We start from the raw sequence: 13,560 nt of genomic DNA, 5'->3' as shown, positions 1-13,560 counted from the left end.
TTAACGATATAAAGTTAATCCGTTTTTTATTGGCCTTTTTTACGTCATCGCTTTGTCTAGGTTGATCTGATGGCTATCAGTTTCATCTATTTGAACGGCTTCAGGCTCTGCTTGCTCAATATCGAAACTAAAGGCGAGTTGCTCCTCATCACTCTCATTATCATCGATAATATCGTCATCGACGCCATCGGCACCTAAATCATGCTCCGATTCATCTAAGTTAGCGCTGGGCGTCATATGCTCTTGAATTGATTCAACATCAACCCGTGGGTCCAATGCTGCCGCCAGTGGTGAAGAGACTAAGTCGCCCGTCGCCATTATGTAGTCTTGGGTGACATTAGTTTCGACTTTTTGCTGTGAATGTACATAACGTAAACGCACAAAGAGTATTAAGGTACAGGCTGACATAAAGCCATATAACATGTTATTGCCAAACCATTGCATTAATGTCGATGCGATAAGCGGACCGATACTGGCGCCTAAGCCGAAGGTTAATAGTATTGTTGCTGATAAGCCGACCCGCTCATTTTGCTCTACTCGAGAGTTGGCAAGCGCTGTGGCGAGCGGATAAAAAGTGAAACCTAAAATACCAAATAGAAAGGTCATCACCAGTGAAATCACCGGATGATAAGGGGTTAAGGCGATAGCCAAGGCTAAGATACCGAGCAATATACAGTTGATACGGATAAGGCGACTGCGGGACATAATGTCGGACAATTTTCCCATTGGCCACTGTGCCAGTAATCCCGCTAAAATCGTTGCCGTCATATACGTGGCGACTTTTTCAGGCGGTAAACCTAAGTTACTGGCGTAGGCGGGAGCGAGACCATAAAACGAACCCACTATCATGCTACCAATCGCGATTGTCGTGAGTGCTTGTGGCGCTTTTTTCCAGTAATAGGCAATTTTGAGTGGGGCTGGCACTAAGGGCGCAGGGTGAAGACGACGCGTGAGTGAAATCGGTACGATACAGAGTGAAAAACAAATTGCGATAAGCAGTAGTGGCTCTAGTCCTAAGTCGGGGAAAATACTGATCGCACCTTGGCCCAAGATTAAGCCGAAGTAAGATACGATCATATAACTCGCAAACACTGTGCCCCTTTGATTACTTTCAGCTTGTTCGTTGAGCCAACTTTCTAACACCATGTATTGGCACATCATTCCCATGCCGACTACAAGTCTGAGGAGCAGCCAAACCGCTAGCTCATCCACGAGTGCATGGCCTAATGCCGATGCAGCGACTATGCCTGCACTGGCGACAAAGGCGCGGATATGGCCCACTTGAGCGATAAGTCGATGACCAATCTTAGAGCCAGCCACTAGGCCAACATAGTAGGCCGACATCATGCCGCCAATCCATATTTGTGGCACATTCATTACTGAGAGCCTGAGCCCAAGATAGGTGGTAAGCAAGCCGCCGGCTAATACCATTAATAATGTGGTGCTATATAAAGAGGCGAAAGTGCGCAGCGGATTAGTCATATACAACTCCGAAAACACAAACTAGATTGATAATGAGGAGTGAGTATATCAGGGGTTAGTGTTTATGTTGTGTTGCAAATTGTTGGTAAATCTTGATTAATTGCGCATTTCTGCTCAAAAAATCACTGAATTATGTCGGAACAACTCAAGGGGATGCTTGTGAAGCATTCACATAGACGCCAGCCGAGTAGGCTGTGAGCGTCATGTTAGTCTATGTATTTTTTCGTATTTTTTAAAAGGAGTTATCTAAAAGTGTAAAGCAAGTTGAAGGTGGTGATGGTATCCATGGGTTGGCTTCCTTCTGGTACCACTTCAGTGTATTTGATGTTCATACCGATCTTAAATGCCCAATCTTGGAACACCAGATTTTTATAGTTCATATCTAAGGTGAGGGTGTTGTTGTTCTCGCCCACTTCCGCGGTGAGATCGGCATTGAGACTGCTGTATTCCTGTAGTTTTTGAGAGAATTTGGCAGCGGTACGAAGAATGACATCTTTTTCGGCATCAGGGCTGGGGATGGTTATCGATTCTGCAGGTAAGTTATATCGATAACCTGGGCCGAACTCGAGACTGAGTTTTGTTTTATAACTACTGATAGCATTGAAACCGTAACCACTCGAAAGCGTTGATATTTGTGTGTAACTACCGAATTGATCCCAAGTAAAATCACCACGTCCGAAGACATAACCCTTAGTCAGTTTATAGTTCGATTGTAACTGTAGCTCATATTTTTCGGAGGTTGTTTGACTTTTTTCTGAGGCAAAATAGGCTTTTAGTGTGGCTTCTTGCTTGGTTTGCTTTGTATCGTAAATCAGTTGGGTTCGACCATTAAAACTGCTGGATTCGGTATTGCCTGTGTTCAGTTGCAAGCCAGCTTCGATTTCCGCGGTAAAATCGCTGGGCGGTTCCTGATAATCAGGTGGAACAAGCGCAAGCGCAGGAAATGAAAGGAAAAACAAACTGATTGGCGCAATAACTTTTAGCATTATGTTTTATTCTTGGTTAGCTGATTTCAGACGTCCGAATGTAGGCGAACCGCCATCATACCTGTATTGATTGGCGAGGCAAAGTTATTGCTTGAGTTTCTGGCTTGCTTTCTGTACTATCTCGCGCTCAAATCAGTCACTATTTTTCGTTCCTTGCCTCCATTTGGTCTGACTGAGCCAATACCGAGGCTACATAACCGTAAGGAGCAATAAATGCGTCATTACGAAATCGTATTTATGGTTCACCCAGATCAAAGTGAACAAGTACCAGGTATGATTGAGCGTTACACAGGTGTTATCACCGAAGCTAACGGCACAATCCACCGTTTAGAAGATTGGGGCCGTCGTCAACTGGCTTACCCAATCCTTGACCTGCATAAAGCTCACTACGTTCTGATGAACGTTGAAGCTAAAGCAGAGACGATCGAAGAGCTAGAAACAGCTTTCCGTTTCAACGACGCAGTTCTGCGTAACATGGTAATGCGTACTAAAGTTGCCGTTACTGAAGCATCTCCAATGGCTAGAGCTAGAGATGAGCGCGATTCACGTCGTGGCCCAGCTGGCGAACGCTCATATGATGAAGCTCACGCTGAAGAAATCGCTGAGTAAGGTAATCTGTGACCACCAATAACTTGGTGTTGTCAGGAACGATAACTCGTTCAAGACGCTTTAAAAGCCCAGCAGGTATTGCACACAGTGTAATTATGTTGGAACACAAATCGCAGCGTTATGAAGCCGAAATGCTCCGCAACGTCTACGTACAAATTCAAGTGATATTGAGTGGCCCACGCTTTGAAAGCGTCGCAGAAGATCTGAAAGCAGGTGTGGAAGTACAAGTGCAAGGCTTTATGACGCTTCAACAGGGGCGTAATGGTCAGAACCGCTTAGTCATCCATGCCGAAAATGTCGAATTGAAAACTTAGGAGACTGTCAACATGGCACGTTATTTCCGTCGTCGCAAGTTCTGCCGTTTCACCGCTGAAGGTGTTGCAGAAATTGATTACAAAGATATCGTTACTTTAAAGAACTACATCACTGAAAGCGGCAAGATTGTTCCTAGCCGTATCACTGGTACTAGTGCTAAATATCAGCGCCAACTAGCTCGCGCTATCAAGCGTGCTCGTTATCTTTCTCTACTGCCATACACTGATTTACATCAGTAATTGCAGTATTCCTAATCGAATATAGAGGATTTGATAATGAACGTTATTCTGCTTGATAAAATCGCTAACCTAGGCAACTTGGGTGACCAAGTTACTGTTAAAGCTGGTTACGCTCGTAACTACCTTTTGCCACAAGGTAAAGCTGTTGTTGCTAACGAAAGCAACGTTAAAGTATTTGAAGCTCGTCGCGCTGAATTAGAAGCTAAATTAGCTGCTGAATTAGCTGCTGCTAACCTACGTGCTGAGAAAATCACTGCACTGGAAGCTGTTGTTATTGCTTCTAAAGCGGGTGATGAAGGCAAACTGTTTGGTTCAGTTGGCAACCGTGACATCGCTGATGCAGTGACTGCTGCTGGTGTTGAGCTGGCTAAATCAGAAGTTCGTTTACCATTAGGCGCTCTGCGTACTACTGGCGACTTCGAAGTTGAAGTTCAGTTACACACTGAAGTTAAAGCTGTTGTTAAAGTTTCTATCGTTGCAGAAGCTTAATTACTCCTTGCTTTAATCTTAAGAGAAACACCGCTTCGGCGGTGTTTTTTTATGGCTGAAATTTAGGATTTGAGTATATTTAGGTTTTGATATCGGCTCTGCGATGGATTTAAGCGATAGGTGATACGCGCCTACTCATTCAATCTCATCATCCCAAAGTGCATTCGCTGCTAAAATACGAGCCCAAATAAAAGCCGCTTACTGCAAAACAGTGAGCGGCTTTTTGTTTAGATCAACTGATTCAGCTCTGGGTGTTAATTTCTTACTAAATCCAGTTCTTTAATCAGATTATCGGCATGGTCGACTTCATCCATCATCCACAGGATATAGCGAATATCCACGTGCACTGCGCGGGTGATGGTTGGGTTGAAGAACCAATCTTTAGTGATAGCTTCATAGGTTGAGTCGAAGTTAAGGCCCACTAACTCACCTTTTCCGTTGAAGACTGGTGAGCCGGAGTTACCACCTGTGGTGTCCACGCTGGATAAGAAATTAACCGGTACTGAGTTAAATTCCTCTGGTTTATCTAAACAAGAGAAGAGTCTGCAAATCCAGCTTCGGGGATCTTGATAAACCGACTTCACCAGATGATCGCCAAAACGTTGTTCGCTAATCGCATCGAGGAGTTTTTTCGGCGCATTATAGGGCTCAACGCCTGTGTGTTTTGCGACTATGCCATCAAGACGAGTAAACGGCTGTTTATAGAGCGCATCACGTGATTGATAACCATCAACCATGCCATAGCTGATCCGTAGCGTACCGTTGGCGTCAGGGTAGACTGGCCAGTTGTTTGCTTTGTAGTATTCGATCACAGCCGCCATATAATCAGGGCGAGCACTAGACAGCTTGCCGTCTAAGATTTTTTCTGACTTTTCCTGTGCCATATTCGTGTCATAAAGTGCTACGGCTAAACGAATAAAGGGATCGGCACTGGTTTCGAAAGCGCTAGCATCGGCATTCATCCACGCGAGGCGCTTAGCTTGGTCTGTGAGCGTAGTGAGTGAGTACAAACCATCGAGTTTAGCTGCGAGATCGGCATCTTTAGTGTTCGCACTTAGCATTTCATCGAGTGCAGCTACGCGATTTGATTGGCTAAGGTAAGCATTTAAATCCTGTAGCCACAAAGTCTTATCAACAGTGACATCAAAACTTGAATCGATACGTTTAAGACGTGAGCTTAGCATTGCAATATCACGTTCTTGGTAGCCTTGCTCACGCTCGGCATCGGGCTTTTGTTTTTCTTTAGCAAGACGGTAGAGGCTGTTTGCTGCGGTTAACAATGTGCTAGATTGGGCATTGGTAAAGTAGTAATTACTTTGGAACGCTTGTTGTTGCTCGGCGAGTAACACTTCTAACTCAGCAATGAGATTTTGATTTAGCTTAGGGTTTTGTTTAAGCCAAGCTAAAAAATTATCTTCACGGCTTTGCTTAATGCCAATGATATCCGTTGCTTTAAAACCCGCTAATAGGCCGTTGAGTTTCTTCATCCGGTTGGCCATTGAGGCCATATTACCAGCGTACTTAATGGCGATATCGGCATCTTTTTGTCCCATAGCCTCGATAGTATCAATCTGTAATTGATAACGCTTAGCTTGGGTTGGGTACAACCAATCACTGGCAAATTTAAGTTCACTGGTCAGGTTGTAACGGCTAGTCGTGCCTGGGTAACCCGCCACAAACACGCCGTCACCGGCTTTTACGCCATCGGCATTGACCTTAAGGTAACTCTTTGGCTGGTAAGGAATATTATCGTCGCTATACACGGCGGGTTTGCCATCTTTACCCACATAAGCCCGTAGGAAGGCAAAATCACCCGAATGGCGTGGATATTCATAGTTATCAATATCGCCACCATAGCCCCCAACACTTTCAGGTGGTGCGTAGACTAAGCGCACATCGCGGATCATCAATTGCTTGATTAAGTAGTATTCTAAGCCGTTATGGAAACTGCGCACATTACAACGATAGTTAGCATCGGCTTCACAGCTTTTGATGAGCGCTTTACTGTGATTTTGAATGTCTTCGTAACGACTTAGCGGGTCTTGGCTGAGGTCTTTATTGATTTGCGCGGTGACATTGGTCACTGCTTCTGTGATGTATAAACGTTCGTTAGGACCGGCAGAGGGTTCCTTGTCCATCGATGTTGCTAAAAAGCCTTGTTCTAGGTAGTTATGCTCTTGCTTAGTGTTATATTGTATCGCCTTGTAGGCACAATGGTGGTTTGTCACAACTAGCCCTTGGGGGGAGACAAAACTGGCGGTACAATAGCCCAGCCCAACCACAGCGTTCATTGGATAACTTGTCAGTTCGGCCAGTTTTTCTGCCGGAATATCGATTCCGCGTTCACTGAGTTTGTCTGCAATTGAAGGCATTTGATAAGGTTGCCATTGTCCTTCGTCGGCAGTTGCTATGCCGGATGTCAGTACTAAGGCCGCAACCAATGCAATACGCATGTTCTTTCCTTATTGATTGTTAGAGTGTCCGTTGGAATGAAATAACAGGCGAGTGTAAACATCCTGTTTGCTTGACGCGGGTTTTATATCATATTTTGTTAAGTTGTTGGAAATCGGGAGCGTTAATGTCACAACAAGGTGCTTTTAAGCCTAAAAGTAAGCCAAGAGATTTGCAGCTTGATGGACTCAAGCTGCCACCGCATTCAATTGAGGCTGAACAATCGGTATTAGGCGGCTTGATGTTAGATGCCGAAGCGTGGGACAGGGTCGCAGAGGCTGTCGTAAAAGAGGATTTTTACTCTCGCTCACATAAGATGATCTTTTCTGCCATGCACAGATTGGTTGATTTAGGGCAACCGATCGATTTGATCACTGTTTCTGAACAGTTAGAAGTTGAGAACCAATTAGAAGATGCCGGTGGTTTTGCCTATTTAGGTGAGATTGCGAAAAATACCCCAAGTGCGGGTAATATTTTATCTTACGCTGAAATCGTCCGTGAACGTGCTGTCGTTCGTGACATGATCCGCGTCGCGCATGAGATTGCCGATGCGGGCTATAACCCAGAAGGTCGGGACTCGGGTGAATTACTCGACCTGGCTGAGAGTAAAGTCTTTAAGATCGCCGAGATGCGAACTAATGCTAACGAAGGTCCCGAAGGCATTAAAACCATTCTGGAAAAAACCGTCGATAAGATTGAGCAGCTTTATAACAACCCCCATAACGGTGTGACTGGAGTATCGAGCGGTTTTAACGATCTCGATAAAATGACCGCAGGCTTCCAGTCCGGTGACTTGATTATCGTTGCGGCGCGTCCTTCTATGGGTAAAACCACCTTCGCGATGAACTTGTGCGAACAGGCCGCAATGAATGAAGATAAACCCGTACTTATTTTCAGTCTCGAGATGCCGTCCGAACAGATTATGATGCGTATGCTGGCCTCCTTGGGTCGCGTTGATCAAACTAAGATCCGTACTGGTCAACTCGATGACGAGGATTGGGCGCGGGTTTCATCGACTATGGGTATCATGCTCGAGCAAGGCAAAATGTATATTGATGATGGTTCGGGATTAACCCCGACAGAAGTTCGTAGCCGCGCGCGTCGTATTGCCCGTGAGTACGGTGGTTTATCTATGATCATGATAGATTACCTGCAGTTAATGCAGGTGCCCGCCTTAAAAGATAACCGTACCTTAGAAATTTCTGAAATTTCACGCTCGCTGAAAGCATTAGCCAAAGAGTTGGAAATCCCGATTATTGCCCTGTCGCAGCTTAACCGCTCGCTCGAACAAAGGGCCGATAAACGTCCTGTTAACTCGGATTTACGTGAATCAGGCGCTATCGAGCAAGATGCGGATCTCATCATGTTTATTTATCGCGATGAAGTGTATAACAACGATTCTCAAGATAAAGGCACGGCAGAAATCATCATTGGTAAGCAACGTAACGGCCCCATTGGTCGGGTGCGGCTCACTTTCCAAGGGCAATTTTCGCGTTTCGATAATTATGCTGGGCCGCAGTTTGAAGAAGATTAATTGACGTTTAAAAACAGTCAGTTTGCGTTTGCAGAAGATGAGCTGTATTGATGTATTTTTTATATCCGTGACTTTTTATTTCCTGAGTAAACAAGGTAAATTTTGAACCCTTTTCCCCGTGCAGAAATTAGCAGTAGTGCACTGCAAACCAATCTCGCTGCGTTGCGTCAACAGGCACCAGCGAGTCGTGTGATGGCCGTCGTTAAAGCGAACGGTTATGGTCATGGATTATTGAATGTCGCTAATTGTTTAGTTAGTGCCGATGGCTTTGGCCTAGCACGATTGGATGAAGCCTTAGAATTACGATCGGGCGGCGTGACAGCGCGTTTATTGTTGCTGGAAGGTTTTTTCCGTGCCACCGATCTTCCGTTACTCGTCGGGCATGATATTGACACTGTAGTGCACCACTGTTCTCAGCTTGAGATGTTAGAGCAAACTGTGTTGTCAAAACCTGTCACTGTCTGGCTTAAAGTGGATTCAGGCATGCATCGTTTAGGTTTTACGCCCGAACAATTTTCAACGGTTTACGCAAGGTTAATGGCCTGTCCCAATGTGGCAAAACCGATCCATTTGATGACACATTTTGCCTGTGCGGACGAGCCTGAAAACACCTATACCTCAGTACAGATGGCGGCTTTTAATACGTTAACGGCAGGCTTGCCCGGATTTAGAACCTTAGCAAACTCTGCTGGTGCCTTGTATTGGCCTCAGAGCCAAGGCGATTGGATCCGTCCTGGTATCGCACTCTATGGTGTATCTCCTGTTACTGGTGATTGCGGTGCGAATCACGGGCTAGTTCCTGCGATGGAATTGGTATCACAGTTGATTGCGGTACGGGATCATAAAGCCAATCAGCCAGTGGGCTATGGTTGTTTCTGGACCGCGAAGCAAGATACTCGTTTAGGCGTAGTGGCGATTGGTTATGGTGATGGTTATCCTCGCAATGCACCGGAAGGCACGCCCGTGTGGGTCAATGGTCGCCGCGTACCCATAGTCGGCCGTGTTTCTATGGACATGTTGACTGTTGACTTAGGCCAAGGGGCACAAGATAAAGTTGGGGATAGTGCATTGCTGTGGGGTAAGGCATTACCCGTGGAGGAAGTCGCTGAACATATTGGCACTATCGCTTACGAATTAGTCACTAAGCTTACGCCAAGGGTTGCTGTTTGCTTAGCTTAACCCTGACAGATGGAATTATTCTGGGACACTTTTTAGTAAGAAAAGGGTGATTAAACACCGTTTTCTTTTATGTAAAGTGTCAGGATGAATAATTGTCACTACACGAGTGGTTACTGCAAATAACACTATGAATTATATGTATTTATTAGCGGGAGAAGTGTCGAACCAGTAGGGCTGAGATAAGCAAAATAGTGGTTTGTAGTTCACCGTTGGCGACGCAATATGTTTTGGACCTGAGGATGAAGCTGTGCTGAACTGGTGTTAGGCGGCAAAATAGACGATAAAAATATCTCAATTCAGGTTACGGTAAACCAGCCGTTCTGATCTTTGTTATCTGGCTTTAAATAAGCGAATGAAACATAAGATCCAGAGCGACAGGATATTTAATGTATTTTGAGCTGACTGGCTTGATGCATTTAAGCTATTAGTTTTCAAAACATATTTCAATATAAGCAGTACCATGCGGGCTTGTAAATGGCATGATAATCTTAGTGCCATTAGCTTTATGGGAAATAGTATGGCCTTTTCCTGATACGACCATAGGAGTGGCCATTTCAAATTCATAGCCTTTTTGACCCAAAAGATTTTTTGCGCCACCAGTCACCATATTCGTAATTTCGCCTACTAAGTCAGTCACTTCCTCGTTAATTTTACCCGGGTTTTCGCCCAGCATATTCTGCATTATCTGCAAAACAAGCTTTTGTTCGAAGGTAATCGACAGTGATCCTTTTGTTTGGGGTCCAACAAGACCTATTAGGCCGGATACATCACCCTTAGCTAAGTTATCTACTTTGATTTGGGGTTTGCCCGGCGTCAAATCCATGCTCGCCATCGTAGATATGACATTGAGCAAAGATTGGAGGAAAGGATTAATAAAATTAACGTTCATGCCTAAGTTTGTCCTCTTTTGAGCCTAAACCATGGAGTAATGGCATTGCTTAAGGCTATTAGAAAAGTTGCTTATCGACAGCAATCTTGATCACACTCTATCAGCTTAGATGAGACAGCTATAAATGTGAGGCTAATTTAAAGATATTCTTATCATTTATCTGAGTTATAGGCCGCTAAAGCTCCATATAACCGTGTCCTTTATTGTTTAGACCGTTTTGTAGATGGTTCATAAGTTTGCTTGGAAGACGCTTATCGTCAAATAGCGTTGTTTACGTCTCATACATACAAAAATGGGCTGCATTAGCCCCATTCATAGTGGCTCATGAGTGCCGATGCTGCAAAGTTTTTTAGCCTTTTTATGGAGTAACTCGACTTTTATTTGCACTTAACTCGTGAGAAGGCGTTGCTACTCAACTCTCTATCCCATCGCGTCTTACGTAATCCCATTTTATATGGCTATTTTCGGCATTGTGGAGTGCTATCAAAAAGGCGTCTTGGCCTTGAGCGTCTTAGCTGACTTTGTAAAAGTGCGATGTTCGCTGTAAACTGTCTCATTTTTTGCTTCACCCTGACGACGCATTTGTAGTGTGTTGTTCAGTACGTGTTTTCAGGTCAATTACTGGGAACATCATCTTGAGCGCTCAATCTTATAATTTGGGATACCTCACAGGATGCCCAGCAATTAGACAAATGCACAAATGTGTAAAAACAGCTTAAAATGTGAGTGTGATGATTCAATCTAAAATGAGTAAAACCCCTGTTATATCAACTATTCCAATCGATAGGACATTTAGCGTTGCGCCCATGTTGGATTGGTAAGATTTTAATTTAACCATTTGATTTATATAAGGTGGTTAAAAGTGTGGTTCACTATAGGATCACCGATTTTAAAAAGTTGTTTCATGGTTCCCCGCTGGTGATATGATTGCTCAATAAGCATTGAGGTGATCTATGGATAGAAAAACTTTAATAATACTCGCACTGATATTAACGATCGGTCCTACTTTTTCGGCTAATGCTGAAGTCTATAAATGTGCTGATGGAAAGTATCAAGCAGATCCCTGTGATGAAAACAGTCAGCCAGTTGATTTAAGTGGCGTCGGTAGCTTTATTAAAAGCAGTGACAGCATTTCTCAATCAAGCGTGGGTTCAAACGCAACTTCTGATAAGAAAAAAGAAATCAGTACGTATATTGAGAAGCAACGTATTACTCGTGAAATCACTCGGCTTGAGGGTGATCGTAAGCGGGTAATTGCTGCTCGTGATCAGCGGTTGCGTAACCTCCGCGAAAGCAGACAGTACGCGAATAACAACTTAGCCGGTGCAACGTGGCAGCAAAGCTTAGCGCAAGAACAAGTGGCAGCAGCCCAAGAGGCTGACACATTGGTGTCATCTATTGATAGACAAATTGAGCAGCTTAAAAATGAGATAAAATAAAATGGCCGTTTGGCCCTTTTATTCATTTGGTCTTAATGCGACCTAGAAAGCGGTTTAAACAACTGGTTTGCTTTTATATAGAGCGCTGACTCTTTCTTTTCTAACTTGTCGAGATAGCCATCATTGCGCGTCTCTTTACGTTTTGACATGCTGATCGCTAACTTACGTGGTCTGCTAATACCCTGTTTCCGCAATGTACTACGGACTATCCACATAGATATTCCAGTTTCTGCTGAAACTTCTTCAATGCTCATGCCTGATAAGTACAGTTCAGATATGTTCATTTCATCCCCATCCTATCTAATCGAGCAATCACTGCTTGCTCACGGCCTTGAACAGTTGATAGATCAAACTCAGGGCGCTTACTCAGGATTACCACTTGTTGCTCAAGCTCGGTAATTCTGGCTTTAAGCTGGGCGTTCTCTGCGATAGCTAGGTTAAGTCTGTCATTCATCTTCATGCTTCACCTGCCTTGGCTTATGCCATACTTCCCATGTTTTAGCCTGAAACATACCAGCAAAAGTCTTGAATGTACCAAGTATAATCAGCTTCCAAAATGCCATGATAATATGAACCAAAAAGCCGAAAGCATTTAAAGAAATAACCGCGAAAATAGTGGGAAATGTCATTAACACCATTAACGTTCTTCTAATGCCGTTATGTTTGATTGTGCCAATATATCTAGGCCTTAAACTTTTTTTATCTTCAGTGAACTCAAACATTAATTACCACCTTGTTCAAAACATCTTTTATATCTATTCCTGTACTTTTCATCGCTAAGCTTTGATAAAAAGCTCGATTCTATTAAAGGCCAATCAGCAGAACTGTTAAAAATTGCCGATTACCTTTTGTCGCATGACCACCCTGTATTGCTATCAGTTTCACCTTCAACCCATTCAAGTTGCTTGCATTGATGACACGACTTACTTAGGTTGCCCATCACTCACCACCCTTAGCGGCTTTATAGGTTCTACCATCGCTGCACTTGACTATTTTCCCGGTATCAGCGTTAAAAGATGGTGCGATACTGCGACCAATGCCACTTCCTGAAATGACATAGAGCACGCCATCGTGACACTCATACCGCGCGCCAACGTGTTTGCCATTTACAATTGGCGAGCTGTCATGCTCACACTTGGCTAGCAATACTACTAAGCCGATAAATAGCGCAAAGAAGAAAAGAATCTTGATGAGGCTTTTCAGTACGCCCATCACTCTCCCCCCTTATCTATTCTAGGAATGTGAAGCCACCCAACTGGATTTTTTTCGTACTCATTTTCAAAGTACATATCGTGACCTTCGCCGTCATTGCAGTTAATTGCCGCGTAAACCCAGCATTGTTCAGTTTCGTTCCAGTGTCCTGTTGTTAAAAATCCGAATCCGGCATCAAGCATAATCATGTCTGATCTAGGCGCAGTGGACATTGGATGTAATTCTGTTGTCACTGCATTAAGCGTGGCGGCTGTTTTAGCTGCAATACCAAGATCAACTTTCATCGCGTTTACTTGGTCCTTTAATTGCTGAATCTCGGTACCCAGTTTTTGCTTAACATCGACGAGCTCGGTGGCAGGAACGTACACACCAAGACCTTCAACTCTGCGTTTAGTTGTCATCACTTACCTTCCTTTGCTAAATCTTCTGCTAATTTTTTTCAGGAAATGTTGACAGCTTCCTGAGGTTTCTTTGGGTGCCTTGTACCATTTCCGCAAGGCGTCACGGATGATTTTTGATTGCTTCATGCTGCCTCCTTGGTGCGTTCAGTTGTTTCGCAAAAATGGCCGCGTCTGCCTCGGTTACGTTACCTAGTTGAAATGGGCCAGACTTGCAGATGTCGCAATACCAGCCGTTCTTTTTGAAAGCCGCCCCGCTTATTACGTGTAAAAAGCAGATGTGACGCATCGAATCAGCTTTACATTGAGGGCAATTAGGAGGTGTCCAGTCGGTTAAA

16 protein-coding genes are annotated in these 13,560 nt (G+C 44.1%); 7 read left to right on the top strand and 9 right to left on the bottom strand.

Annotated elements, in window-relative coordinates; all coding sequences use genetic code 11:
• Positions 1–39 precede the first annotated feature (39 nt).
• A complete protein-coding gene (locus L5M29_RS17585) occupies positions 40–1,482 on the bottom strand; it encodes an MFS transporter (protein ID WP_263169163.1) in 1,443 nt (480 codons plus the stop codon).
• Between the two features lie 242 nt (positions 1,483–1,724).
• Positions 1,725–2,468 (bottom strand): YdiY family protein, encoded by a 744-nt coding sequence (locus tag L5M29_RS17580; RefSeq protein ID WP_212600147.1) that lies wholly within the window; start codon positions 2,466–2,468, stop codon positions 1,725–1,727.
• A 213-nt stretch (positions 2,469–2,681) separates the two neighbouring features.
• On the opposite strand from L5M29_RS17580, the gene rpsF reads away from it, so the two are divergent.
• From rpsF to rplI, 4 genes are read left to right on the top strand one after another with little or no spacing between them, the layout of a single operon-like run.
• Positions 2,682–3,077, top strand: a complete 396-nt coding sequence (rpsF, locus tag L5M29_RS17575; RefSeq protein WP_105251410.1) for a 30S ribosomal protein S6 — start codon at positions 2,682–2,684, stop codon at positions 3,075–3,077.
• Positions 3,078–3,085: 8 nt separating this feature from the next.
• Positions 3,086–3,391: a primosomal replication protein N gene (gene priB, locus L5M29_RS17570; RefSeq protein WP_105251411.1), complete on the top strand. Its 306-nt coding sequence runs from the start codon at positions 3,086–3,088 to the stop codon at positions 3,389–3,391.
• Positions 3,392–3,403: 12 nt separating this feature from the next.
• Positions 3,404–3,631 (top strand): 30S ribosomal protein S18, encoded by a 228-nt coding sequence (rpsR, locus tag L5M29_RS17565; RefSeq protein WP_006083042.1) that lies wholly within the window; start codon positions 3,404–3,406, stop codon positions 3,629–3,631.
• A 36-nt stretch (positions 3,632–3,667) separates the two neighbouring features.
• Positions 3,668–4,120 (top strand): 50S ribosomal protein L9, encoded by a 453-nt coding sequence (gene rplI / locus L5M29_RS17560; protein ID WP_113939970.1) that lies wholly within the window; start codon positions 3,668–3,670, stop codon positions 4,118–4,120.
• 254 nt (positions 4,121–4,374) lie between these two features.
• Here the strand turns inward: rplI and L5M29_RS17555 are convergent, their stop codons facing one another.
• Positions 4,375–6,573: a S46 family peptidase gene (locus L5M29_RS17555; protein ID WP_263169162.1), complete on the bottom strand. Its 2,199-nt coding sequence runs from the start codon at positions 6,571–6,573 to the stop codon at positions 4,375–4,377.
• Between the two features lie 125 nt (positions 6,574–6,698).
• Here L5M29_RS17555 and dnaB point away from each other — a divergent pair, with 125 nt between their 5' ends.
• Positions 6,699–8,105 carry a replicative DNA helicase gene (gene dnaB, locus L5M29_RS17550; protein ID WP_105251415.1) on the top strand — a complete coding sequence of 469 codons (1,407 nt, stop codon included), beginning with the start codon at positions 6,699–6,701 and terminating at the stop codon, positions 8,103–8,105.
• A 102-nt stretch (positions 8,106–8,207) separates the two neighbouring features.
• Complete coding sequence (alr, locus tag L5M29_RS17545; protein WP_263169160.1) at positions 8,208–9,284, top strand: alanine racemase; 1,077 nt, start codon at positions 8,208–8,210, stop codon at positions 9,282–9,284.
• 424 nt (positions 9,285–9,708) lie between these two features.
• Here the strand turns inward: alr and L5M29_RS17540 are convergent, their stop codons facing one another.
• Complete coding sequence (locus L5M29_RS17540; RefSeq protein WP_105251417.1) at positions 9,709–10,173, bottom strand: chemotaxis protein CheX; 465 nt, start codon at positions 10,171–10,173, stop codon at positions 9,709–9,711.
• A 953-nt stretch (positions 10,174–11,126) separates the two neighbouring features.
• Here L5M29_RS17540 and L5M29_RS17535 point away from each other — a divergent pair.
• Positions 11,127–11,612: a hypothetical protein gene (locus tag L5M29_RS17535; RefSeq protein ID WP_263169157.1), complete on the top strand. Its 486-nt coding sequence runs from the start codon at positions 11,127–11,129 to the stop codon at positions 11,610–11,612.
• Between the two features lie 32 nt (positions 11,613–11,644).
• Here L5M29_RS17535 and L5M29_RS17530 read toward each other — a convergent pair whose 3' ends face one another.
• From L5M29_RS17530 to L5M29_RS17510, 5 genes are all read right to left on the bottom strand, one after another.
• On the bottom strand, positions 11,645–11,896 hold the full coding sequence (locus tag L5M29_RS17530; protein ID WP_263169155.1) for a hypothetical protein: 252 nt from the start codon (positions 11,894–11,896) through the stop codon (positions 11,645–11,647).
• Entirely contained in the window at positions 11,893–12,066 is a 174-nt protein-coding gene (locus tag L5M29_RS17525; RefSeq protein ID WP_263169152.1) for a hypothetical protein, read from the bottom strand. Before L5M29_RS17525 ends, L5M29_RS17530 begins: the two co-directional genes overlap by 4 nt.
• Positions 12,059–12,334, bottom strand: a complete 276-nt coding sequence (locus L5M29_RS17520) for a hypothetical protein (protein WP_263169151.1) — start codon at positions 12,332–12,334, stop codon at positions 12,059–12,061. Before L5M29_RS17520 ends, L5M29_RS17525 begins: the two co-directional genes overlap by 8 nt.
• 217 nt (positions 12,335–12,551) lie before the next feature.
• Positions 12,552–12,824: a hypothetical protein gene (locus L5M29_RS17515; protein WP_259574237.1), complete on the bottom strand. Its 273-nt coding sequence runs from the start codon at positions 12,822–12,824 to the stop codon at positions 12,552–12,554.
• Positions 12,824–13,225, bottom strand: coding sequence for a hypothetical protein (locus tag L5M29_RS17510; RefSeq protein WP_263169147.1), 402 nt, complete (start codon positions 13,223–13,225; stop codon positions 12,824–12,826). Before L5M29_RS17510 ends, L5M29_RS17515 begins: the two co-directional genes overlap by 1 nt.
• Positions 13,226–13,560 lie beyond the last annotated feature (335 nt).

The sequence above is a fragment of the Shewanella sp. SM95 genome, assembly GCF_025653595.1.
Lineage (GTDB): Bacteria > Pseudomonadota > Gammaproteobacteria > Enterobacterales > Shewanellaceae > Shewanella > Shewanella oncorhynchi.
Note: the sequence above shows the minus strand (reverse complement) of the source record. Positions and strands in the feature narration are given on the sequence as shown.